Source organism: Streptomyces sp. NPDC090022 (genome assembly GCF_044748145.1).
In the GTDB taxonomy this organism is placed as follows: Bacteria; Actinomycetota; Actinomycetes; order Streptomycetales; family Streptomycetaceae; genus Streptomyces.
The window spans coordinates 22602-43427 of record NZ_JBIVFN010000036.1 but is presented as its reverse complement, the minus strand read 5'-3'; the positions used below and the strand labels follow the sequence as shown (position 1 = coordinate 43427).

Below are 20826 nucleotides of genomic sequence, written 5' to 3'. Positions count from 1 at the left end.
CGGCGGTCCGGCGGTCAGGGGCGGCGGGGGAAGAGGCGGCCGGCCAGGTCGACGCCGGTGACGGTGCCGTGCGCGTCACGGGTGAAGAAGCCGAGCTGGCCCTGGAGTCCGCCGTCGGTGACGATGTACTCGTCGCCGTCGCCGGGCAGGAACCCGATGGTGGCCGCGGGGTAGTCCTGCGGCATCTCGACGTCCGACGCCGCCCGGATCTCCGGCTTGATGCCGACCGCGAGGGTGAGGCGCTCCCCGTCCGTGGCGATGTCGAGGTTCATGACGTCGATCTCGTAGCGGCCGCTGACCTCCTGCGCGCGGGCCGCGTCGTACGGGACGGGCTCGGGGTCGCGGTCGACGACGCCGAGGTAGTGCTCCAGGGCCCAGCGGACGACGGACTGGTTGAAGGTGTAGCCGTCCGGGCCGGCGTTGGCGAGGCTGACGACGGCGAAGTTCCGCTCGGGCACGATGAGGATCTCGGAGAACTGGCCGTTGCCCGATCCGCCCTGCCCGAGTGTGCGGACGCCGTCGACCTCGCGCAGGAACCAGCAGATGCCGAGGCCGTCGCCGAGCGAGCTGGCGCGCACTTCGACCGTCTGCTCGCGCATGCGGTGCAGGGCCTCGGTGGGCAGGGCGCCGTCGCCGGTGCCCAGGTGGAACCGGGCCCAGCGCAGCAGGTCGGCGGCCGTGGAGACGGCGCCGCCGCCGGGGTTGTTGCCGCGCTGGCCGGCGGCGTACGCCTTCCACGGCGTCGCGGGGCTCAGGGTGCCGTCCTCGGCGCTGTGGTAGCCCACGGCGAACGAGCGGACCATGACGTCGTCGTGGTCGAAGAAGGTGTGCGACAGGCCCGCGGGTTCGAGGACCAGCTGGGCCACGGCCTTCTCGTACGGCAGGCCGGTGACCTTCTCGATGACGTACCCGGCGAGGTTGTAGCCGGCCTGGCTGTACGAGGCGCGGGTGCCGGGCTCGGCGACGAGGGCCAGTGCGTCCATCTTCGCGACGAAGCTCGCGAGCGAGCCGTCCCCGTCGGTGTCGAGGAGGTTCCAGTCCAGGCCCGCGGTGTGGTTGAGCAGGTTCATCACGGTGATGCTCCGCGTGGCCGTCTCGTCGGCGAGGGCGAGCTCGGGGACGTAGTGGTGCACCGGCGCGTCCAGGTCGACCTTCCCTTCCGCGGCCAGGCGGACCAGGGCGGTGGCGGTGATGGTCTTGGTGGCGGAGGCGATGGGGAACAGCGTGTTCTCGTCCACCGGCCGGGGGTGCTCGACGCTGGTCACGCCGTGGGAGGCGTAGTGCTCCTGACCGTCGGTCAGGACGGCGACGGATACGCCCGGGATACCGAACCGCTGGGCGGTGGCGGCGACATGGGCGGCGAGGTCTTCGTACGGCATGGTGGTGGCTCCTCGGGCTGGCCTTGAACTAAGTACAAGTGGAGCGTAGAGGGTGATTGAACTAAGTGCAAGGAGATATTGCACTTAGTTCAGGAAGCTGGGGGTGGGGGAGCGGGTTACGGTCGCGTCAGCACGCGTGTCAGCACGCGTGACGCGTGTGAGCGCACTGGTGAGGACGGCCGAGGGAGTGGCGATGACGTGGACGGAAGGGCAGCGGGTGCAGCTGGCGGCCGACACCCGGCTGACCGATCCGGTCGAGGTGTCGGGGCTGGTGATGGGGTTCCTGTCGCTGGCCGAGGGCACGGAGGGGACGGTCGAGCGGGTGGTGGAGCACCACCGGGCGAGCGAGGGCGTCCGCGAGTACGAGCGGCTGGGGTCCCTGCTCGACGCCTACGGCCGCGACATGCCCCCGGGGAGCAGGAAGCAGCTGGAGGAGCAGGTCGCCGCCCTGGAACCCGAGTGGCGCGCCTTCCGGGAACGGGGGCCGCGCGTGACGGTGCGCGTGCGGTTCGACAACGGGTTCATCCTCGACGGGGCGGACGAGGAGGTGTTCACCGCGGCCCGCTGACCGGGCGTTCCGGCCGCGGCCCGCGAGGGCCGGTCGTCCTCAGGACGGCCGGCCGGTGTGCCGGGGCGGGCGGTGGGCGGTGCGGGACGCGCCCGTGGTGGCCGCGACGACCAGGGCGATCGCCGCGCACTGGAGGGGTGAGAGCGTCTGGTGCAGGACCAGGAAGCCCGCCAGGGCGGCGAGGGCCGGGGCCAGAGGGGTCAGGACCGCGAACGTGGCGGGCGGGAGGCGGCGCAGGGCCAGGAGTTCCAGGGCGTAGGGCAGGCCCGAGGAGAGCACGGCGATCGCCAGGCCCAGGCACAGGACGTCCGGCCGCAGCAGGGCGGTGCCGGCCGAGCCGATACCGAGGGGGAGGGTCAGGGCCGTGGCCACGGCCAGGGCGACGGCCAGGCCGTCGAGGCCGGGGAAGCGGGCGCCCGAGCGGGCGCCCAGGACGATGTACGCCGCCCACAGGGCGCCCGCCGCGAGGGCGAAGCCGACGCCCGCGGGGTCGAGTCCGGCGAAGGCGAGGCCGTCGCCGCCGCCGACGGCCCCGCCGCCGACGCCGCCGAGGAGGCCGACCCCGGCCAGGGCCAGGGCGGCCCAGAGCAGGCTGAGGGCGCGGCGGGCCATCACCACGGACAGCAGGAGCGGGCCGAGGACCTCCAGGGTGACGGCCGGGCCCAGTGGGATGCGGTCGATGGCCTGGTAGAAGAGCAGGTTCATGCCGCCGAGGGCGAGGCCGAAGGCGACGGCCACGGACCAGTCCGTACGGCTGTGACCGCGCAGCCGCGGGCGGCAGACCAGCAGCAGGAGCAGGGCCGCGAGGGTCACGCGCAGGGCGACGACGCCGAGGGCGCCGGCGCGCGGGAGGAGGAGGGCGGCGAGCGCGGAGCCGAACTGTCCCGAGACCATGCCCGCCAGGACCAGGGTGATGCCGGTGACGCGGCCGGCCGTGGGGCGGGGGGTGTCGGGTGCCGGGAGGGTCGTGGGCTCCGGGGGTGCGGGGGCCGTGGGCGCGGGGGTGGTGGGCGCGGGGGCCGGGGGCGCGGGCGGGGGCGGGGGTGTCGTCGCGGGCGGCGGGGGTGTCATGGGATCGACGTTAGGGATGCGGGCGTACGGTGTGAAATGCCGTTTTGCTCACTGGTTATGCTTGGCAGGCATGACCATCGAGCTGCGGCACCTGAGGGCCTTTCTCGCCATCGCCGACGAGGGCACGATCACGCGGGCCGCGGCGCGGCTGCACACCGGCCAGCCCGCGGTGTCCCGTACGCTGCGTCAGCTGGAGACGCATCTGGGCGTGACCCTGGTCGACCGGTCCACGCACCACCTGGAGCTGACGGCGCAGGGCCGGACGTTCCGGGCCAAGGCCGCCGCGGCCGTGGCCGCCGTCGACGCGGCGCTCGACCCGGGCGCGCTGACGGCGTGGCCGTTGCGGCTCGGCCATCCGTGGGCGGCGCTCGGCGACCACACCATCCCGCTGCTGCGGCGCTGGGACGAACGGCATCCCGGCGTTCCGCTCCAGTTGCGGCGGGTCGACGACCGTCTCGCCGGGCTCGCGCAGGGCGCGGTGGACGTGGCGCTGCTGCGCGGGCCGCTGGCGGAACCGGGGCTCGTCACGGTGCGGCTGCTGGAGGAGGATCGGGTCGCCGTGGTGCCCGCCGGCAGCGAACTCGCGGACCGGGAGTCGCTGACGCTGGCGGACATCGCGGCGTGGCCGGTGGCGCTGAACACGGTGGCGGGGACGACCACGCTGGACCTGTGGCCGCCGCACGCGCGCCCGGCGGCGACGATCGAGGTGACCAATACGGACGAGTGGCTCACCGCCATCGCCGTGGGCCGGGCGGTGGGCATCTCGACGGCGGCGACGCCGCGGATGCACACGCACCCGGCGATCGCCTACCGGCCGTTGACCGACGCGCCGCCGGTGCCGGTCGTGCTGGCCTGGCGCGCCGGTCCGCCGGCGCACCCGGCGATCCCGGACCTGGTGGCGCTGGCACGGGCCGTGGTGGCCGGCGGTCAGGCGGTCGGCTAGGCGCGGCTAGGCGGTCGGGCAGAACTCGGTGCCGAGGAGGTCGGTGAAGGTGGCGATCGGGTCGTTCCAGTCGCCGTTGACGTTGACCGAGAGCACGCGGCGGCCGTCGCGGGTGCCGTAGGTGAAGGTCCAGGAGCCGTTGACCGCGCCGCCCATGCCCCAGACCGTCTCACCGCACGCGAGCCGTACCGAGGAGACGCCGAGGCCGTACGTGGTGCCGGGGATCCAGTTCTCGGTGGGCAGCATGGTGAACATCTCCTCCTGCTGGGCCGGCGGGAGGAGGCGTCCGCCCAGGAGCGCGCCGAAGAAGCGGTCGAGGTCGCCGGTGGTGGAGACGATGCCGCCGGCGGCCCAGCCCCAGGACGGGTTGAGTTCGGTCACGTCGTGGACGCCCGCGTCCGGGGCGGTCAGCATCAGCTTCGAGTAGTGGCGGCCGTGGGGGCCGTGGATCCGCGGGTCGTCGCCGCGCGGCAGGTACGTCGCCGTGAGGCCGAGGGGGCGGGTGATGCGCTGGGCGATGGCGTCGGCGAGCGGCCCGCCGGTCACCCGTTCGACGATCATTCCGGCGAGGACGTAGTTGGTGTTGGAGTACGCCCAGCGCGTGCCCGGCGCGAAGACGGGCGGGCGGGAGAGGGCGATCGCCACGAGGTCCTGCGGGCGGTAGCTGTCGAAGCGGTGCTCCAGGAACGGCAGGCCCACGCTGCGGGAGACGATGACCGGGTCCGTGACGTAGTCCGGGATGCCGCTGGTGTGGCCCAGCAGCTGGCGGACGGTCACGTCCGCGGGCGCCTCGGGGATCCAGGTGCGCACCGGGTCGTCGAGGGTCAGGCGGTGTTCGGCCACGAGTTGCAGCAGCACGGTGGCCGTGAACGTCTTGGTGGTGCTCCCGATGCGGAAGCGGTCCCGCGGGTGGCGTTCGCGGCCGGTCGTGGTGTCCGCCACTCCCGCCGTACCGGTCCAGCGGTCGCGGCCGTCACGGAGCTCGGCGACGATGCCGGGCACTCCGCCGTCGGCCACGGCCCGGTCCAGCACGCGCTGGGCGGCCGCGTGGTCGGGGCGGGGCGTCGTCGCGGACGCGGAGGACGCGGACGCGGTGGGGGCGGACGCGGAGGACGCGGACGCGGTGGGGGCGGCGACGGCGAGGGCGGTCAGGGCGGCGGCCGCGGCGGTGAGGGCGGTGCGGGTACCCGCGGGGAGGAGTCGGGTGAGCATGATGGGGTCCTTGTCCGTGTGATCCGTCGAGCACGGTCTCGTCGCCGTGTTCGTGAGGAGATCGTCCGACCCTGACGCAGGGTCAAGGTCAAGCGGCTGCGGCCGACGGATGTGCGGGGAGGACGTGCGGTGCTGACGATCGGCCAGGTGGCGACGTATCTCGGTGTGACGGTGCGGACCGTCCGCCACTACCACCAGAAGGGGCTGCTGCCCGAGCCGGAGCGCGACGTCTCGGGCTACCGGCGCTACGGCGCCGACGCGATCGTCGCGCTGGTGCGGATCAGGACCCTGGCGGACGCCGGTGTGCCGCTGGCGCGCATCGAGGAGCTGATGCGCGCCCCGGCCGACGAGTTCGCGGTGTCGGTCGCCGCGATCGACGAGGAGTTGGTGGGCCAGGTCCGGGAGCTGGAGCGGCGCCGTGGCAGGATCGCCGAACTGTCCGCCGGGGACCGGATGTTCCTGCCGGAGGAGGTCGTCGTCCTGCTGGAGGGGCTGCGGGAGATGGGGCTCAGCCCGCAGAGCGTACGGACCGAGCGCGACACGTGGATCCTGCTGGCGGCCCAGCACCCCGACCAGGTGCCGGGGTGGGCGCTGCGGAAGCAGGCCTTGTTCGAGGACCCCGCCTTCCGGCGGCTGTACCTGACGGCCGACCGGGCGGCGGGCTGGGAGCGCGACGATCCGCGTCTGGAGCGGCTCGCGGACGAGGTGAACGCCTTCGGCGGGCTGCGGGCGCCGGAGGCGGACGGCGGCGCCGAACCGGTCCTGGCCCTCGACGCCCTGGTCGCGGTCACCCTCATGGCGGCGCAGACGGGCAGGCCGGTGCCGGCCTGGGAGCGGCTGATCGAACTGTGCCGCGCGCGGGCGACGTCCGCCTGAGTCCCGCCACGGGCGAGCCGCCGCCCGCGTCGGCAACGGTCGTGATCAGTACGCCCGGACCCACTGCGGGGAGGCCGCGAGGAGGGTCCGGGTGGCGGCGGCCGGGGCGTGGAGGCGGGTGAGGTAGGCGTGGGCCGGGGGGAGGGTCTCCAGGAGGGTGCGCTGGTGGCGTTCGATCCGGGCGAAGTGGTCCGCGGCCGTGCGCAGGGCGTGCGGGTGGTGGGCCAGGGCCGGGGGCGGGGCGGCCGTGTGGGGCGTGAGGGCCAGCAGCAGGGTGCGCAGCGGGAGTTCGTCGGGGGTGGGCGCGAGGCCATGGCGGTGGGCGTCGAGGGTGGCGAGGGTCAGGGGGGTGGGGGTCAGGGGAGTGAGGGTCAGGGGGGTGGGGGTCAGGGGGGTCGGGGTCAGGGGGGTCGGGGTCCGGGGCGGTTGCCATGTGGTCGGGGTGCGGAGCTGGGTGAGGGCCACGGCGTGGTCGTGGTGGTGGGCGGCGGCCTCGTTGAAGCGGGCGGCGGGCGTCTCGCGGGCGGCCGCCGACGGGAAGTTGCGGACCAGGCGGTCGAGGAGGGCGAGGGTGGCGGCGTGGTCCTCGGCCAGGGGATCGACGACGGAGGCGGCCTCGCCGAGGGCGATGCAGTTCCCGGCCCAGGGGCGGCGGATGTGGCCCGGCCGGTACGGGGTGTGGGTGAGGGCCGGCTCCCGCCGCTGCGGGGTGAGGGTGGCGAGGAGGGTCCGGGCCGCCTCGTCGGGGGCGGTGCGGGCGGCGGCGTAGGCCAGGCCCGCGCCGGTGCGGTCCAGGAGGGGGCGGCGCCAGGTCCAGCCGTGCTCGACGGCGGTGACGGTGGTGTACGGCTCGACGGTACGGGCGCCCGCCTCCCGGGGGAGGGTGAGGGTGACCGCGGTGTCGGTGGGGACGTGGTCGGCGTCGCTGGTGAAGGGTTCGGCGAGGACCCCGGTGATCAGGAGCCGGTCGGCGCCCGTGCAGTCGAGGAACAGGTCGGCGTACAAGGTGCCGCGGGTGGTGTGCAGCGCGGTCAGCATGCCGTGCTCGTCGCGCTCGGCGCGCTCGGGGCCGCCCCGGAGGGTGCCCGTCAGCATGCGTACGCCGCAGGAACGTACCGCCGTCGCGCGCAGGAAATGGGTCAGCATTCCGGTGTCGGCGTGCCACCCGTAGGAAAAGGCTGAGCGGCCGTCCAGCCAGCGCGGGGATTTCCCGGCGGCGAGGAGCGGGGTTTCACGGAAACAGGCTCCGTCGACGGGTGTGCGGGTCTGTCCGGTGGCGTACAGGTAATTCCACACGTGGGTGAGGGGGAATCCCTCGCAGTCCGGTGCCACCGCGTTCCGCAGAATGAAGGCGGGGGGCCGGGGCGCAGTCCGCTTTTCGTCCGCGGCGGGCGTCATGTCGTAGGTGACGGCCGCGTCGAAGGACGCCGCACTCGCCCGCATCCATACGTTCTCGGGAATGCCGAGGTGGTCGAAGAGGTCGCGCTGCGCCGTCGCGGCGAGTGCGGTGACCTGGGCGGTCGGGCGGTGGGGGGTTTCCAGCACCGTGACCTCGACCGTGTCGCGGAAGGCCGAGGCCAGCCGGGTGGCGGCGATCCAGGCGGTGAGGGTTCCGCCGACGATCAGCACGCGGGTGATGGGGGTGGGTGCGTCCATGGGGGAAGGGTCGGGGATTCCCCTATAGGGCGTCTGTATCGCGCCTGTACGGGGGGCGCTGGATTTCGCGGACATCGTGTAGAGGGAGTGCGCCGAATCTGTTGGTGCGGGGCCGGAAAGGGGCCCGAACCAACAGGAGGAAATGACGATGTCCGAGACGCCCCAGGTCCAGCACCCCCTCGACGTTCTGACCGAGATCGAGCGCGGCGCGGCAATGGATCAGGAATTGCTGCTGCGGGACGGCGCGACGCCGTGGGCGGAAATCCTCGCGGATTACGTCGACGCGCTGAACGAACTGGCCACGCGGGGCACCGCGGAGAACGGCTACATCGCCACGTACGGGCTGGACGAGGGCCACGCCGGCGGGTGCGGGTGAGTCCGGTGCCGGGCCCGGGCCAGGCCCGGGGCCGGGCCCGGGGGCAGGCCCGGGGGCAGGTCCGGGGGCAACGCGAGCGGCCCGGTCGGGTGACGACCGGGCCGGGAGGTGTGACGAGTGGGCCGGGAAGGCCGGTTGGTCACGCGGTGAGGACGCGGGTGGCGGCCAGCAGCCGGACCAGCGGGAGCAGGCGGTAGCGGGGGAAGGCGTCCGCGGTCGCCAGGGGTTCCAGCAGGCGGGCGTCGGCGAGGCGGTCCAGGGTGTCCTCGGCCTCGGGGAGCGGGAGGTCGAGCAGGGCGGCCGCGTCCACGGGGGTCAGGACGGGAAGACCGGTGGTGGCCAGGGCGGCGAGGGCTGCCGCCGCGGGACTGTCGAGGGCGTCCAGGGCGGGGCGCAGGGCGGCGGTGATGTCGAGGCTGCCGATACGGAGTTCGGCCAGCCGCCGGTCCTCGGCGGCGAGGCGGTCGGCGAGCCGGGCCGGCGGCCGGTCGGGGCGGTCGGCGAGCCGTGCGGCGGCGATGCGCAGGGCCAGCGGGAGGCGGTCGCAGTACTCGGCGATGCGGGCGACCGATTCGGGGTCGGCGGCGAGCCGCGGGGTGCCGGCGATCCGGGCGAGGAGGCCGGTGGCCTCGGCCGGGGTCAGCGGGCCCAGCCGGATCAGGCGGGTGCCCTCGAGGGCGGCCAGGGCGGGCCGGACGCCGGTGATGACCGTGCGGGCCCGGCCGCCGCCGGGGAGCAGGGGGCGTACCTGGGCGTCGTCGGTGGCGTTGTCGAGGACGATCAGCATGCGGCGGCCGGCAAGCAGGGTGCGGTAGAGGGCGGTCCGTTCGGCGGGGCCCGCGGGGATGCGGTGGGGCGGTGTGCCGAGGGCCTGGAGAAGCCCGCCGAGGACATCGCCGGGGGTGCGGGGGGCGCCGTCGGGGGTGCGCAGGTCGGCGTAGAGCTGGCCGTCGGGGAAGTCGGCGCGGGCGTGTTCGGCGGCCCACAGGGCGAGCGCGGACTTGCCGGTGCCCGGGGCTCCGGTGATGGCGACGTCCTGGTGGGCGGCGAGCGCGTCGAGGACGTCCCGGGTCTGGGGGCGGCGTCCGGTGAAGTCCCGGGGGGCCGCGGGGAGCGAGGCGGGGGTGGGCCCCGCGGCGCCCCGGGGGACCGCCGCGGGGAACGGGGCAGCGGCAGCGGGGACAGCGGCCGGTCCGTCGGCGGCGGGTCCGGCACCGGCCCCACGGGCATGGGGAACGGGAACGGCGGCGCCGGGGGCGGTGGCAGCGGCCTCGACGGCGGGGAGCGTGGCGCCGGCGCCAGCCGGGAGGGCGGACCCGGCGCCACGGGCCGCAGCAACCCCGGCGTGCAGGCCGTCCGCAGCGGGAGCCGCAACCGCACCGACGGCAGCCAGGAGGGCGGACCCGGCACCCGGAGCCGCAGCGGCCCCGGCGTGCAGGCCATCCGCAACGGGAGCCGCAACCGCGCCGACGGCAGCGAGGAGACCGGCCTCGGCACCGGGGGCCGCAGCAGCCCCGACGGGCACGCCATCCGCAACGGGAGCCGCAACCGCACCGACGGCAGCCGGGAATGCGCACCCGGCACCGGGGGCCGCAGCAACGCCGGTGGGCACGCCATCAGCAGCCGGAGCACCCGCAACCGCACCGGTGGCAGCCAAAAGTGCGGCCTTGACGGTCGGGAGCGTGGCACCGACGGCAGCCCCGAGGGCGGACCCGGCACCCGGGGCCGCAGCGGCCCCCGCGGGCAGGCCGTCCGCCGTCGGAGCACCGACAACCGGGCCGGCGCCGGCCGGGAATGCGCACCCGGCGCCAGGGGCAGCAGCGGCCCCGATGGGCAGGGCAGCGGCAGCGGGGTCGGCGGCAGCCGGGAGGGCGGATCCGGCACCGGGAGCCGTAGCGGCCCCAGTGGGCAGGGCAGCGGCAGCGGGAGGGCCGGCAACCCGGGCGGTGGCCGCCGGGAAGCCGGACCCGGGCGTCGGCGGGGCGGCGGGTGGGGGCGGGAGGGTGTCCATCAGGAGGTGGTGGTGCAGGGTGCGCAGGTCCGGGCCCGGGTCGATGCCCAGGTCGTCCGCGAGGGTGCGGCGGGCGTCCTCGTACGTGGCGAGGGCGTCGGCGCGGCGGCCGCAGCGGAAGAGGGCGGTCATCAGCTGGGCGCGCAGCCGTTCGCGGACCGGGTGGCGGCCGACCTGCCGGGTGAGGGCGGGGACGAGTTCGGCGTGGCGGCCGAGGGCGAGGGCGGCCTCGGTGTGGTCCTCGGTGGCGGCCAAGTGGGCCTCGGCCAGCCGGGGGCCCTCGGCGGCGGCGAGGTGTTCGGTGACGTCGGTCAGGGCCGGGCCGTGCCACAGGGCGAGGGCCTGGGCGAAGTGGCGCTCGGCGTCGGCGTGGTGGCCGGCGCGCAGGGCGGCGCGGCCGTCGGCGGTGAGCCGCTGGAAGGCGTGCCAGTCGACGGTGGCGGCGGAGGTGTCCATGCGGTATCCGGCGCCGTGGCGGTGCAGGCCGTGGCCGGGGCCGAGGCGGGTGCGCAGCCGGGAGACGTACGTGTAGAGCTGGCTGGTGCTGGTGGCGGGCGGGTCCCAGCCCCACAGCAGGGTGGTCAGCCGTTCGTCGGTGAGGACCTGGCCGTCGGCGAGCAGCAGGGCGGCCAGCGCGGTGCGCTGCTTGGAGCCGTCCAGGGCGACCGGGCGGCCGTCGCGTTCGGCCGCCACGGGTCCGAGGAGCTTGAAGTCCATGGGGGTCCCCCGCCGTTGGCAATGGCCCGCTGCTGCTCGCGGGCCGCTCCCGAAAACGGTATTGACCTGCGGTTTTTCATCGCTTCCAGTTCGATTTCGCGTGGGCGAAAGCGCTTTGAAAGCGCGTGAAAACGCCGGCTCCGTAGCGTTCGTGGCGTACCGCAGGGCACCGGCCCACGGCGGGCACCGGCCGCACGGAGGACACCATGAACCGCATGATCCACACCGCCCGCAGGACCGCCCACACCGCCACGGTCGTCCCGGCGGGCCGGCTCGCGGCGACGGTGGCCGTACTCGTCGCGGCGATGGGTGCGGTCGCGGTGGAGCAGGGGATGACGCCATGGGGGGACCGCGCGGCCGCCGCCGTCGCCAAGGACGACCCGTGGACGTCGGTGCGGGCCGGGGCCGTGCTCAAGGACGACCCGTGGACGTCGGCCCCCGCCGGTGCGTCGAAGGACGACCCGTGGACCGCCGCTCCGGCCGGTGCGTCGAAGGACGACCCGTGGACCTGAGCCGCGCCGCCGAGGGGGCCGCCGTCAGGGTTGTACGAGCGCGAAGAGCCGCCCCGAGTCGGCCGGTCCGTCTTCCGCGAGCGCCACCAGAAGGGCGTCGACCCGCCTCCGCCAGCTTCCCGCGCCGACCTCGGTGAAGAGGTCAGCCGCCTGCCTGAACGTGCCCGCCGCGCCGCCGCGGTCCGCACGCAGCGCCCGCACGCAGCCGAGTACGACGGCCGCCCGTGCCTGGAGATAGACGTCCGGCACCTGCTCCGCGGCCAGCAGCGCACTGCGCAGTACCGGCTCCGCCTCCTCGAACTTCCCCTGGCACCACAGCGCCTCGCCCAGTGCGCGCAGGACGTGTGTCTCGCCCCGCCGGTCGCCGCTGCCGAGCACCAGTTCCAGGGCCCGGCGGCAGGCCTCCTCGGCCCGCTCCCCCTCACCCCGGTGGATCAGGGCCTCCGCGAGCCGTACCGTGCTCTGCGCCTCGCCGCGCACCGTGCCCAGTCCTCTGCTGCGGGCCACCGCCTCCGCCGACAGCACCAGGCTGGCCTGCGCGTCGCCCCGCTCCAGTTCGATCTGCGCCAGCAGGCCCAGCACATGGGCCTCGGCGTACTGGTCCCCGATCGCCCGGAAGATCTCCAGCGACCGGCGTCCGGTGTCCACGGCCCCTTCCAGGTCCCCGCGATGGCGTTCGCACAGCGCCAGGTTGCGCAGGACCAGGGCCCTGCCGGCCTCCTGGCCCTGCTCCTCGAACAGGCGCAGGGCCAGGCGGAGCCGCTCGTACGCACGGGTGTGCTCGTACTGGATGATCTCCAGCGTGCCCAGGGACTGCAACATCGCCGCCTCACCCAGGCGGTCGCCGGTGCGGCGGGTGGCCGACAGGGCCGCCTCCGCGCACTCCCGCCAGTCCTCCAGGTAGTTGCGGTTCTGGAAGAGCGTGACGCTCGTCATCGTCAGGTCCCACGCGTAGCCGGACTCGTCGTCGCGCGCGGCCTGCTGGACCAGGCCCGTGATCGCCGGGCGCTCCGCCTCCAGCCACTCCATGGGGTCCTCGACCAGGCACTCCACGAGGTGGGAGGGCAGGTCCCCCAGCGGGGCGGCACCGGGCACCACCGTGTAGTCGCCGCCGTAGACCCGCCGGTGGGCCTCCTTCGCCAGCGCCAGCCACACGCCGCACGCGCGGCGCAGCGCGCCCCGCAGTTCCTCCTCGCCGTCCTCGGCAAGCCCGCACTCGCGGGCGAAGAGGCGCAGGAGGTCCTGGAAGCGGTAGCGGACGTGGCCGGCGCTGGCGCTGAGGGGTTCCAGGAGCTGGGCGTCGACGAGCTGCTCGATGAGGTCCTCGGCGTCGACGGGGTCGATGCCGAGGAGGGCGGCGCCCGCCCAGGCGGAGAACTCGGGGACGTTGAGGGAGCCCAGCAGGCGGAACATGCGGGCGGTGTCGGCGGGCAGGTCCCGGTAGCTCAGGCGCAGGCCGGCGCGTACGCCGCGGGCGTCGAGGCTGAGTTCGTCGAGCCGCCGGTGCTGGTCCTCCAGGCGGGAGACGAGGGTACGGACGGTCCAGTGCGGTTTGGCGGCGAGCCGGGCGGCGGCGATGCGCAGGGCGAGCGGCAGGCGGTCGCAGAGCTCGCTCAGCCGGGCGGCGCCGACGGGGTCGGCGGCGAGCCGGTCGTCGCCCGCCACCCGGGCGAGCAGGGTGACGGACTCGTCCTGGCCCAGGGAGCCCAGGTGCAGGGGTACGAAGGCGTAGTCGCCGGCGAGGCTGCTGCTGAGGCTGTCGCGGCTGGTGACGAGCACGCAGCTGGTGGAGCTGCCGGGCAGCAGCGGCCGGATCTGCTGGTAGGAGCGGGCGTTGTCCAGGACGATCAGCATCCGGCGGCCGTCCAGGACGCTGCGGAAGAGGGCGGTGCGTTCGACCTGGTCGGCGGGGATCTGCGGGCCGGGGACGCCGAGGGCGCGCAGGAAGCGGTCCAGGACGGCGGCGGGGCGGCGCGGTTCCTCCTCCTCGTCGTAGCCGCGCAGGTCGGCGAAGAGCTGGCCGTCGGGGAAGCGGGCGGCGACCTGGTGGGACCAGTGGACGGCGAGCGCGGACTTGCCGACGCCGCCGGTGCCGGTGATCGAGCCGATGGGCAGAGAGGGGCCGCCGACGCTGTCCAGCAGCCGGTCGAGGGCGGCCAGTTCGCCGTGGCGTCCGGTGAAGGAGGCGGGGGCCGGGGGCAGGTGGGCGGGGACCGCGGTGGCCGGGGCGGCCACGGCCGGCCCGCCGGTGCCGGCGGGCGGGGTCAGCTGGGGCGCGTCGGCGAGGATGTCCTCGTGGAGCTGCTGGACGGCGGGCCCGGGGTCGATGCCCAGTTCGTCGGCGAGGAGGCGGGCGCCGTCCCGGTAGGCCTCCAGGGCTTCGGCGCGGCGCCCGGAGCGGTAGTGGGCGAGCATCAGCTGGGCCAGGGCGGCCTCGCGCAGCGGGTGGGCGCGGACGAAGGCGGAGAGCTCGCCGATGAGTTCGCGGTGCTGGCCCAGCTCCATGCGCAGCGCCGTGAGCTGCTCGTACACGTCGAGGCGGAGCTCGGTCAGGCGCTCGGCCTCGGCTTCGACGCGTTCGGCGGTGACGCCGGCCAGGGCCGGGCCGCGCCACATGGCGAGGGCGTCCTCGAAGTGGGCGCGGGCCTCCTCGGTACGGCCGCGGCGGGCGGCCTCGCGGCCCTCGGCGGCGCGTTCCTCGAACTCGACGGCGTCGATGCGGTGTTCGCCGGGGTGGAGGAGGTAGCCGGGGTGGCTGGTGACGAGGAGGTCGTCGATGCCGGCGTCGGTCTTGAGGATCTTGCGGAGCGCGGAGACGCAGATGGCGATCTGGTTGCGGGCGGTGGCGGGCGGGCTGCCGTTCCAGACGGCGTCGGCGAGGGTGTCGACGGAGACCACCCGGCCGGGGGCCAGGAGCAGCATGGACATGATGGTGCGCTGGCGGGCGCCCTGGAGGGCGACCGGCCGTCCGTCGGCGCTGATGTCCAGCGGCCCCAGGATCCGGAACACCAGCTGTAGCACGCTGCCCTCCCTCGCTCCGGCCGCGGTCGTACCCGAACGACCGGTTCGCGCCTTCACTCTGAGTTACAGGCCGCGTTTCGCGGGCCGCAACGAGGGCGGCAGGAAACTGCCACGCGGGCGGCTGATCAGGGGCGGGTCGCCCAGGAGGCCGGGGGGAGGAGGTCACTCCGCTCCCACCGGGCGGCGGGTGCGACCGCTGGGGCGGGGGTGGCGGGGGTGGGAGCAGCGGCGCTGAGGGCGCTGAGGAGAGCGGCGACGGCGGCCAGTTCCTCCGGGGTCGGCCGACCCTTGATGATCTTGAACAGGGTGGGCCCCAGCGGCCCGTCGAGCGCGGAGGCGGAGGCGGGGCCGGGGGCGGTGGTCGGGGCGGGGCCGGGGGCGGTGGTCGGGGCGGGTGCGGTGGTCGGGGCGGGCATGGCGGGCACTCCTCACATCGGGGGGTTGCCGTGCTTGCGGGTCGGTGTCGCGGCGTGCTTCGTACGGAGCATGGCGAGTGCGGTGATGAGGGTGGCTCGCGTGTCGGCGGGGTCGATGACGTCGTCGACGAGGCCGCGCTCGGCCGCGTAGTAGGGGTGCATCAGCTCGGCCCTGTACTCCTTGACCAGCTGCTCGCGCGTGGCCTCGGGGTCCTCGGCCTGTGCGATCTGCCGGCGGAAGACCACGTTGGCCGCGCCCTCGGCGCCCATCACGGCGATCTCGTTGGCGGGCCAGGCGTACGTGAGGTCCGCGCCGATGGACTGGGAGTCCATGACGATGTACGCGCCGCCGTAGGCCTTGCGCAGGATCAGGGAGATCCGCGGCACGGTGGCGTTGCAGTAGGCGTAGAGCAGCTTGGCGCCGTGCCGGATGATGCCGCCGTGCTCCTGGTCCACGCCCGGCAGGAAGCCGGGTACGTCGACCAGGGTGACCAGCGGGATCGAGAACGCGTCGCACATCTGGACGAAGCGGGCGGCCTTCTCGGAGGAGTGGATGTCGAGCACACCGGCGAGGGCCCGGGGCTGGCTGGCGACGATCCCGACGACCTGGCCGCCGAGCCGGGCGAGGGTGGTGATGACGCTGGTCGCCCAGCGTTCGTGGACCTCCATGTGCTCGCCGTCGTCGACGACCTCCTCGATGACCTCGCGCATGTCGTACGGGCGGCTGCCGTCGAGCGGGACCAGGTCCAGCAGCCGCTCGGTGCGGCGGTCCACCGGGTCGTCGCAGGGCGCGGCGGGCGGGGTGGCCCGGTTGTTGGCGGGGAGCATCGACAGCAGGTAGCGGACCTCGGCGATGCAGGTCTCCTCGTCGTCGTACGCGAAGTGCGCGACGCCGGAGGTCGCGGCGTGCACGTCGGCGCCGCCGAGCCCGTTCTGGGTGATCTCCTCGCCGGTCACCGCCCGCACCACGTCCGGGCCGGTGATGAACATCTGCGAGGTGTCCCGCACCATGAACACGAAGTCCGTCAGCGCCGGGGAGTACGCCGCCCCGCCCGCGCACGGACCCAGCATCACCGAGATCTGCGGGATGACCCCCGAGGCGCGGGTGTTGCGCTGGAAGATGCCGCCGTAGCCGGCGAGCGCCGAGACGCCCTCCTGGATCCGGGCGCCCGCGCCGTCGTTGAGCGAGACCAGCGGGGCACCGGCCGCGATGGCCATGTCCATGATCTTGTGGATCTTCGTCGCGTGGGCCTCGCCCAGCGCACCGCCGAAGATCCGGAAGTCGTGCGCGTACACGAAGACGGTCCGCCCCTCGACCGTGCCCCAGCCGGTGATCACACCGTCCGTGTAGGGCTTCTTCGCCTCCAGGCCGAAGCCGGTCGCCCGGTGCCGGCGCAGCTGCTCGACCTCCTGGAAGGAGCCCTCGTCCAGCAGCAGGGCGATGCGCTCGCGGGCGGTCAGCTTGCCCTTGGCGTGCTGGGCGTCGGTCGCGGCGGGCACGCCGTCGAGGACGTCCTGGCGGATGCGGACGAGTTCGGCGACCCGTTCGGCCATGGTCATGCGTGCGGCTCCTTGGGGTTCAGCTGGTGCGGAGGGCGACGTAGTCGCAGAGGGCGAGCAGGGCGCGGCGGGCCGGGAGGTCGGGCAGCACGCACAGGGCCGTGCGGGCGCGGTCGAGGCGGCGGTGCATCACGGCCTCGGTCTCGGCGAGCGCGCCCGACCGCTCGAAGAGGTCCAGGGCGCGCGGCAGGTCGGCGGGCGGGACCGGGCCGGCGGCGAGGAGGGCGCGCAGTTCGGCGTCGGCCCCCTCGACACCCGAGCTGTCCGAAGCGGTGGAGCCGTCCGGCCCGGCGCCCTCGCGGGCGAGCAGGACGGGCAGGCTGGCCACGCCGGCCAGCAGGTCCTTGCCCCGCTCCTTGCCGGTGAGTTCGGCGGGCGCGCGCAGGTCGAGGAGGTCGTCGGCTATCTGGAAGGCGATGCCGAGCTGGTCGCCGTACTCGGTGAGCGCGGCGATCGCGGGCGCGGGCGCGCCGGCCTGGACGGCGCCGATGCCCAGCGACATCGCGAGCAGGGCCGCGGTCTTGCCGGCGGCCACGTGGAAGTAGTGGGTGACGGGGTCCTCGTCGGGCCCGGGGCCGGCCAGTTCGCGCAGCTGCCCGGCGACCAGGCGGCCCGCGGCCTGCGCGTTGAGGTGGACGGCGGCGGGTCCGAGGTCGGCGGCGAGCTGGGCGGCGCGCACGAGCAGCCAGTCGCCGCCGAGGACGGCCGCGCGCTCGCCGAAGCGGGCGTGGGCGCTGGGGACGCCGTGCCGGGTGGCGGCGCCGTCCATCACGTCGTCGTGGTAGAGCGAGGCGATGTGGACGAGCTCGGCGATGGCGGCGGCCTGGGTGACGCCGTCGGCCCAGGGGTCGCCGAACTCGGCACCGAGCAGCACCAGCAGGGGCCGCAGGCGCTTGCCGCCGGCCGCGGCGAGATGGCCGGTGAGGGCGCCGACCCGGGGGTCCAGGGCGTCGTGCGAGCAGGCCTGGAGCCATTTCTCGGCCCGTTCGAGGGCTTCGCGCATCCGGATCTCGAACTCGGGATCGTCCAGGGCGAGCCGGCCGAGGAGCCGGGCCGCGGGAAGGCCGGAGGGTGCTGCCGTCCCGGCCGCGTACTCGTGTCCAGCACCCATGTGCCCCTCCGCGACAAAAAAGCGAACAGTGATTTCACGTATATGCATTCGACAGCGTCGTGGGAGGCAGTGGGCCCCTACAACAGGGCTGTCAGGAAGGTGCCACTACGGCGCGGGCACTCCTCCGACCAGAGCTTTGGCAGCTTCCTGCCACCCCGTTCGACTGCGGGAATTCCGATCCCGCAGCACATCCGCGCCGCCGGCCTCGGGAAAACGATCCGACGTTCCGGCGGAATTGACAGCAACCGGACACCACCGGCCGCGCATTTCTCTTCCGTGGCTAGGATCCGCGAGTCATTTCCCTGCCCCGAAACGCTTGTGAAGGAGTCTCATGTTCGGACGGATCGGACGCTTCGCCGTCCTCCGGCCCTGGGTGACCATCTCGGCCTGGCTCGTCGCGGCGGTGGCACTCGCCGCACTCGCCCCGCAGCTGAAGTCCACGAGCGACCAGGCCGAATTCCTCCCCTCCCACTACGAGTCCGTCCAGGCGGCCCGGGCGCAGGAACGCGCATTCCCCCAGAACGAGCAGCCGGCGGCCGTCGCCGTCTTCCAGCGGACGGACCGGAAGGCGCTGACCGAGGCCGACAAGGCGGCGGTGGCCAAGGCCGCGGCCGGTCTGCAGGACAAGGGCCTGCCGAAGATCAAGGCCGTGACGAGCAGTCCGGAGGCCGTCTCCGCCAACGGCGAGATAGCACTCGCGCAGGTCCTCGCCTCGGTGAAGGATCCCTACGACCCGGAGCTCGGGGAGTCGGTCGAGAAGCTGCGCGAGGAGGCCCGTTCGCTGCTCGCCGGCACGGACCTGACCGTGGGTCTCACGGGTGCGGCGGCGAGCGCGGTGGACGCCAAGGAGGCCTCCGGCGACACCGATGCGATGATCATGTCGGCGACGCTGGTCCTGATCGTGGTCCTGCTGCTGGTCATCTTCCGCAGCCCGCTGATCGCCATCCTGCCCGTCGTCGTCATCAGTCTGGCGTTCATGGTGGCCACCGGGCTGATCTCGACCGCCGCGGAGCTCGGCGGGCTGAAGGCGGACGCCTCCATCTCGGCGATCCTGATCGTGGTCCTCTTCGGCGTCGGCACCGACTACATCCTCTTCCTGCTCTTCCGCTACCGCGAGCAGCTGCGCGGCGGCCAGGACCCCAAGCAGGCCATGATCAGCGCCGTCGCGCTGGTGGGCGAGACCATCACCTCGGCCGCCGCCGCGGTCGTGGTCGCGTTCCTGGCCCTGCTGCTGTCCACGATGGGCATGCTGCGGGCGATGGGGCCCTCGCTCGCGATCTCGGTGGCGGTGGCGCTGGTGGCCGGACTGACCCTGGTTCCCGCGGTGTTCTCGCTGCTCGGTACGAAGGCGTTCTGGCCGTCGAAGGCGTGGCGCAAGGAGCCCCGCAACGCCCTGGCCGGCTCGATCGGCTCGGTCGCGGCCAAGCGTCCGGGCATCGTGGCGGGGGTCACGGCCGCGGTGCTCGCGGTGCTCGCCGTCGGAGCGCTCGGCTTCCAGCCGAAGTTCGACACCGACAGTTCCCTGCCGCAGGACCTCGAGTCCGTGACGGCGATGAAGGATCTCCAGCGCGGTTTCGCGGCCGGTCAGACCGACCCCACCGCGGTCTTCCTGGAGAAGCGTGACGGCACCGCCCTGGACCCGGCCCAGCTGGAGGCGTTCGGCGCCGCCCTGAAGATCGAGGGCGTCGGCCAGGTCTCCCCCGCCCGGACCGGTGCGAACGGCGCCGTCGCGCAGTACAGCGTGGTCCTGGAGTACCGCCCCACCGAGGACAAGGCCCTCGACCTGGTCGCCGGGCCGCTGCGCGACGCCGCCCACCGGGCCGCGCCGGAGGGCACCCGTGCGCTGGTCGGGGGGACTTCGGCCGTGCTCGGCGACATCAGCACGGCCGTCAGCCGCGACTACACCGTGGTCTTCCCGGCCGCCGGACTCGCCATCATGCTGATCCTGGGTCTGCTGCTGCGCAGTGTGGTCGCCCCGCTGTACCTGATGGCGTCGGTGGCCCTCGGATTCGCCGCCACGCTCGGGGCGACGGTCTGGGTCTTCCAGGAGGGTGCGGGCGAGCAGGGTCTGCTGTTCACCCTGCCCGTGATCGTCTACCTGTTCGTGGTGGCCATCGGTACGGACTACAACATCCTCATGGTGTCCCGGCTCCGGGAGGAGATCGGCGCCGGACGGGCCCCGCGCGAGGCGGTCCGCCGCGCCGTCACCGCGTCCGCACCCACCATCACCGCCGCGGCGATCATCCTGGCCGGCACGTTCGGCGTCCTGATGCTCGCGAAGAACTCCATGCTCCAGCAGATGGGCTTCGCCGTCGCGTTCGGCATCCTGCTCACCGCCTTCATCATGGCGCTGCTGCTCGTACCGACCCTGACCAGCCTGCTCGGCCACCGGGCCTGGTGGCCCGGGCACCGCGACACGCTGCCGGCGGCGCCGGGCGGCGCGGGCGCGGCGCCGGGTACGGGTACGGGTACGGGCGGGTCCGCCGCCGGGGACGGCCCCCGGGCGGACGACCGGAGCCTGGTCTGACGGTTCCCCGGGCCTGGTCCTTCCCGGCCGTCCGCCCGACGCCACCGGCAGCTTCCTGCCAAGGTGGTGACGGTCCGGCCGGCCGGGAAAGATCGCCGCCTACGCTCCCTTGCGACCACTCACGAGGGAAGGCTTGGGGAATTGCGCAACCGAACCACGCTCGCCGCGGTACTGGCCGCCGGCGCGCTGACACTCACGTTCACGGCCACCACCGCCGCCACCGCCTCGGCCGCCCCCACGGGGGCGGCGGGCGGGCCGTCCGGCCGGGCGGCGACGTCCTGCGGCGACGTGCGCCTGACCGGTGAACTGCCCGCGCCTCCGGCCGGGATGGCCGTGCGACAGCAGGTCACGATCGGCGAGGACTGCCGGCCCGTCCTCGGCGAGGTCACCTACGTACCGGCCGGCGACGGCGCGGCGGCGAAGTCCGCCGCCGCGCCCACGACGGTGGCCGCGGCGGCCGCCGGTACCACGCGGCAGTTCAAGAGCTGGAACGAGATGTTCGACTGCTGCAACATCCGGATGACCGGCCTGTACACGACCTCGCAGTGGACGACGGAGGGCAACCGCGTCACGTCGGCGACCACCGAGGCCACGCAGGCGTGGAACCGTGAGCCGTGGAACGCCGGCTGGAACCTGAAGTCCGCGACCAAGAGCACCGACTGCGCCACCGACTGCGCCGTCTCGCGCACGGAGGCGCACGCCGACTTCACCTACAAGGGGATCTTCGACCCCTCGGGCGACTGGTACGCCAACACGCACCACTCGTACGTCGACCTGAACGCGGACGGGACCGCCACCTGCCGGTTCGACGTGTCCCTGCGCCACACGTTCATCGGCTGGAACTGGCAGCGCGGCTGCCAGTGACCCAGG

The 20826-nt window shown here is 74.4% G+C and carries 16 protein-coding genes; 7 read left to right on the top strand and 9 right to left on the bottom strand.

Annotated elements, in window-relative coordinates:
- Window positions 1–14: 14 nt before the first annotated feature.
- On the bottom strand, window positions 15–1379 hold the full coding sequence (locus ACIPXB_RS35010) for a serine hydrolase domain-containing protein (protein WP_401456680.1): 1365 nt from the start codon (window positions 1377–1379) through the stop codon (window positions 15–17).
- 193 nt (window positions 1380–1572) lie between these two features.
- Here ACIPXB_RS35010 and ACIPXB_RS35005 point away from each other — a divergent pair, with 193 nt between their 5' ends.
- Window positions 1573–1947 (top strand): hypothetical protein, encoded by a 375-nt coding sequence (locus tag ACIPXB_RS35005; RefSeq protein ID WP_401456679.1) that lies wholly within the window; start codon window positions 1573–1575, stop codon window positions 1945–1947.
- A 39-nt stretch (window positions 1948–1986) separates the two neighbouring features.
- On the opposite strand, the gene ACIPXB_RS35000 is transcribed toward ACIPXB_RS35005, so the two are convergent.
- A complete protein-coding gene (locus ACIPXB_RS35000) occupies window positions 1987–3018 on the bottom strand; it encodes an EamA family transporter (RefSeq protein ID WP_401456678.1) in 1032 nt (343 codons plus the stop codon).
- 70 nt (window positions 3019–3088) lie between these two features.
- On the opposite strand from ACIPXB_RS35000, the gene ACIPXB_RS34995 reads away from it, so the two are divergent.
- On the top strand, window positions 3089–3961 hold the full coding sequence (locus tag ACIPXB_RS34995; protein WP_401456676.1) for a LysR family transcriptional regulator: 873 nt from the start codon (window positions 3089–3091) through the stop codon (window positions 3959–3961).
- A gap of 6 nt (window positions 3962–3967) precedes the next feature.
- On the opposite strand, the gene ACIPXB_RS34990 is transcribed toward ACIPXB_RS34995, so the two are convergent.
- Window positions 3968–5173, bottom strand: a complete 1206-nt coding sequence (locus ACIPXB_RS34990) for a serine hydrolase domain-containing protein (protein WP_401456674.1) — start codon at window positions 5171–5173, stop codon at window positions 3968–3970.
- A 129-nt stretch (window positions 5174–5302) separates the two neighbouring features.
- Here ACIPXB_RS34990 and ACIPXB_RS34985 point away from each other — a divergent pair, with 129 nt between their 5' ends.
- Complete coding sequence (locus ACIPXB_RS34985; protein WP_401456673.1) at window positions 5303–6049, top strand: MerR family transcriptional regulator; 747 nt, start codon at window positions 5303–5305, stop codon at window positions 6047–6049.
- Window positions 6050–6094: 45 nt separating this feature from the next.
- Here ACIPXB_RS34985 and ACIPXB_RS34980 read toward each other — a convergent pair whose 3' ends face one another.
- On the bottom strand, window positions 6095–7705 hold the full coding sequence (locus tag ACIPXB_RS34980; RefSeq protein ID WP_401456671.1) for a tryptophan 7-halogenase: 1611 nt from the start codon (window positions 7703–7705) through the stop codon (window positions 6095–6097).
- Between the two features lie 148 nt (window positions 7706–7853).
- Here ACIPXB_RS34980 and ACIPXB_RS34975 point away from each other — a divergent pair, with 148 nt between their 5' ends.
- The gene (locus tag ACIPXB_RS34975) at window positions 7854–8081 is read left to right on the top strand and encodes a DUF6269 family protein (RefSeq protein ID WP_401456668.1); all 228 of its coding nucleotides are present in this window, start codon (window positions 7854–7856) and stop codon (window positions 8079–8081) included.
- Window positions 8082–8220: 139 nt separating this feature from the next.
- On the opposite strand, the gene ACIPXB_RS34970 is transcribed toward ACIPXB_RS34975, so the two are convergent.
- Entirely contained in the window at window positions 8221–10809 is a 2589-nt protein-coding gene (locus tag ACIPXB_RS34970; RefSeq protein WP_401456666.1) for a BTAD domain-containing putative transcriptional regulator, read from the bottom strand.
- Between the two features lie 206 nt (window positions 10810–11015).
- Here ACIPXB_RS34970 and ACIPXB_RS34965 point away from each other — a divergent pair, with 206 nt between their 5' ends.
- Window positions 11016–11321, top strand: coding sequence for a hypothetical protein (locus ACIPXB_RS34965; RefSeq protein WP_401456665.1), 306 nt, complete (start codon window positions 11016–11018; stop codon window positions 11319–11321).
- A 24-nt stretch (window positions 11322–11345) separates the two neighbouring features.
- On the opposite strand, the gene ACIPXB_RS34960 is transcribed toward ACIPXB_RS34965, so the two are convergent.
- From ACIPXB_RS34960 to ACIPXB_RS34945, 4 genes are all read right to left on the bottom strand, one after another.
- Window positions 11346–14342: a BTAD domain-containing putative transcriptional regulator gene (locus tag ACIPXB_RS34960; protein ID WP_401456664.1), complete on the bottom strand. Its 2997-nt coding sequence runs from the start codon at window positions 14340–14342 to the stop codon at window positions 11346–11348.
- Window positions 14343–14467: 125 nt separating this feature from the next.
- A complete protein-coding gene (locus tag ACIPXB_RS34955; protein ID WP_401456662.1) occupies window positions 14468–14758 on the bottom strand; it encodes an acyl-CoA carboxylase epsilon subunit in 291 nt (96 codons plus the stop codon).
- Between the two features lie 12 nt (window positions 14759–14770).
- Window positions 14771–16318 carry an acyl-CoA carboxylase subunit beta gene (locus tag ACIPXB_RS34950; protein ID WP_401456661.1) on the bottom strand — a complete coding sequence of 516 codons (1548 nt, stop codon included), beginning with the start codon at window positions 16316–16318 and terminating at the stop codon, window positions 14771–14773.
- A gap of 19 nt (window positions 16319–16337) precedes the next feature.
- On the bottom strand, window positions 16338–17429 hold the full coding sequence (locus tag ACIPXB_RS34945) for a polyprenyl synthetase family protein (RefSeq protein WP_401456659.1): 1092 nt from the start codon (window positions 17427–17429) through the stop codon (window positions 16338–16340).
- 331 nt (window positions 17430–17760) lie between these two features.
- On the opposite strand from ACIPXB_RS34945, the gene ACIPXB_RS34940 reads away from it, so the two are divergent.
- Window positions 17761–19956: an MMPL family transporter gene (locus tag ACIPXB_RS34940; RefSeq protein ID WP_401456657.1), complete on the top strand. Its 2196-nt coding sequence runs from the start codon at window positions 17761–17763 to the stop codon at window positions 19954–19956.
- A 141-nt stretch (window positions 19957–20097) separates the two neighbouring features.
- On the top strand, window positions 20098–20820 hold the full coding sequence (locus ACIPXB_RS34935; protein ID WP_401456655.1) for a hypothetical protein: 723 nt from the start codon (window positions 20098–20100) through the stop codon (window positions 20818–20820).
- Window positions 20821–20826 lie beyond the last annotated feature (6 nt).

Coding starts and splice junctions, on each gene's coding strand:
- ACIPXB_RS35010 (WP_401456680.1), bottom strand. CDS start 1,379: ATGCCGTACGAAGACCTCGCCGCCCATGTCGCCGCCACCGCCCAGCGG.
- ACIPXB_RS35005 (WP_401456679.1), top strand. CDS start 1,573: ATGACGTGGACGGAAGGGCAGCGGGTGCAGCTGGCGGCCGACACCCGG.
- ACIPXB_RS35000 (WP_401456678.1), bottom strand. CDS start 3,018: ATGACACCCCCGCCGCCCGCGACGACACCCCCGCCCCCGCCCGCGCCC.
- ACIPXB_RS34995 (WP_401456676.1), top strand. CDS start 3,089: ATGACCATCGAGCTGCGGCACCTGAGGGCCTTTCTCGCCATCGCCGAC.
- ACIPXB_RS34990 (WP_401456674.1), bottom strand. CDS start 5,173: ATGCTCACCCGACTCCTCCCCGCGGGTACCCGCACCGCCCTCACCGCC.
- ACIPXB_RS34980 (WP_401456671.1), bottom strand. CDS start 7,705: ATGGACGCACCCACCCCCATCACCCGCGTGCTGATCGTCGGCGGAACC.
- ACIPXB_RS34975 (WP_401456668.1), top strand. CDS start 7,854: ATGTCCGAGACGCCCCAGGTCCAGCACCCCCTCGACGTTCTGACCGAG.
- ACIPXB_RS34970 (WP_401456666.1), bottom strand. CDS start 10,809: ATGGACTTCAAGCTCCTCGGACCCGTGGCGGCCGAACGCGACGGCCGC.
- ACIPXB_RS34965 (WP_401456665.1), top strand. CDS start 11,016: ATGAACCGCATGATCCACACCGCCCGCAGGACCGCCCACACCGCCACG.
- ACIPXB_RS34955 (WP_401456662.1), bottom strand. CDS start 14,758: ATGCCCGCCCCGACCACCGCACCCGCCCCGACCACCGCCCCCGGCCCC.
- ACIPXB_RS34950 (WP_401456661.1), bottom strand. CDS start 16,318: ATGACCATGGCCGAACGGGTCGCCGAACTCGTCCGCATCCGCCAGGAC.
- ACIPXB_RS34945 (WP_401456659.1), bottom strand. CDS start 17,429: ATGGGTGCTGGACACGAGTACGCGGCCGGGACGGCAGCACCCTCCGGC.
- ACIPXB_RS34940 (WP_401456657.1), top strand. CDS start 17,761: ATGTTCGGACGGATCGGACGCTTCGCCGTCCTCCGGCCCTGGGTGACC.